Source organism: Mesorhizobium sp. Arg314 (assembly GCF_053714275.1).
This window is the reverse complement of sequence record NZ_JBSKBP010000362.1, coordinates 1-255: the sequence shown is the minus strand read 5'-3', so window position 1 is coordinate 255 and position 255 is coordinate 1. Positions and strand designations below refer to the sequence as shown.

At 62.7% G+C, this 255-nt stretch carries 1 pseudogene; it reads right to left on the bottom strand.

Annotated features, from left to right (window positions below):
* Positions 1-57: 57 nt before the first annotated feature.
* Positions 58-255, bottom strand: a pseudogene (locus ACWGS9_RS35870) (hypothetical protein); the annotation flags it as partial.

Below are 255 nucleotides of genomic sequence, written 5' to 3'. Positions count from 1 at the left end.
GAGCCGGGCTCGCTACCGTAGTGGAGATTGATGTCACCTCGTTTGGCGGCTCGATCACTTGCTCGGAAGAACTGGCCGGCGCCTCTCCGAGTAGAGGCGTTTCAGCGCACCGACCGCCGCAAGAAGTGGATCGTGTCGGCGGGCCGAGCGGAACGTGAACGCCTGCAGGAACGCACCCGCATATTTGCGGACGGTCGCGTACTGCTCGGCTGCTAAAGCCAGGGGTGAAGCCTCGTTGTCTTCTACCATAGCGGC